Below are 637 nucleotides of genomic sequence, written 5' to 3'. Positions count from 1 at the left end.
TCCACCAAAAGCTGGCCCTACACATGAACAAGGTGGAGCTGTAAATGAAGCACAGTTTACAGGTTCAAGGGCTTTTATGAGGTTCTCCCAACTGATGCTTGGTTTTGAAAGGAATAAACAGGCAGAAGGTGAAGCTAAAAACTTAAGCCAAATACGATTGTTGAAAGATAGAAATTTTGGTCAGTCTGGTACTATTGGGACAAAGTATAATCCAATCACAGGTAGGCTTACTGAACGACCAGAAGGTGAATACGATCCCAAAAAACCGTTTGTGCTTATGAGCGATGGTGAAAGTAATACACCTATACCTTCTGATAAAGAGACTGATTTTTAATGAAGATATTCTTTACAGATATAGAAACAAATAACTTTTATCACGATGTGGATACTTTTCATTGTTCTTGGATTATTGATTTAGTATCTGGAAAACGAAAGGGGTTTCGTCCACACCAGCTTGAAGAGTATCTGAAAACATTAGCCAAAGGGGATGTAATAGTAGGCCATAATATCGTGGACTACGACCTCCCTGTATTGGCAAAACTTTCAGGGACTGATTTGAGTTTCAACGTATTCGATACGTTGGTATTGTCTCGTCTTCTTGACCCGGATATGTTTGGAGGGCATAGCCTAAAGGCAT

At 39.4% G+C, this 637-nt stretch carries 2 protein-coding genes; both read left to right on the top strand.

Features of this window, described 5'->3' with window-relative positions:
- The coding region (locus tag N1032_RS26010) for a P-loop NTPase family protein (protein WP_259543515.1) at nt 1-334 on the top strand (334 nt) is incomplete at its 5' end.
- A partial coding sequence (locus tag N1032_RS26005; RefSeq protein ID WP_259543514.1) for a PolC-type DNA polymerase III domain-containing protein occupies nt 334-637 on the top strand: 304 nt, incomplete at its 3' end. The genes N1032_RS26010 and N1032_RS26005, both read left to right, overlap by 1 nt.

Source organism: Herbiconiux daphne (assembly GCF_024979295.1).
Lineage (GTDB): Bacteria > Actinomycetota > Actinomycetes > Actinomycetales > Microbacteriaceae > Herbiconiux > Herbiconiux daphnes.
Note: the sequence above shows the minus strand (reverse complement) of the source record. Positions and strands in the feature narration are given on the sequence as shown.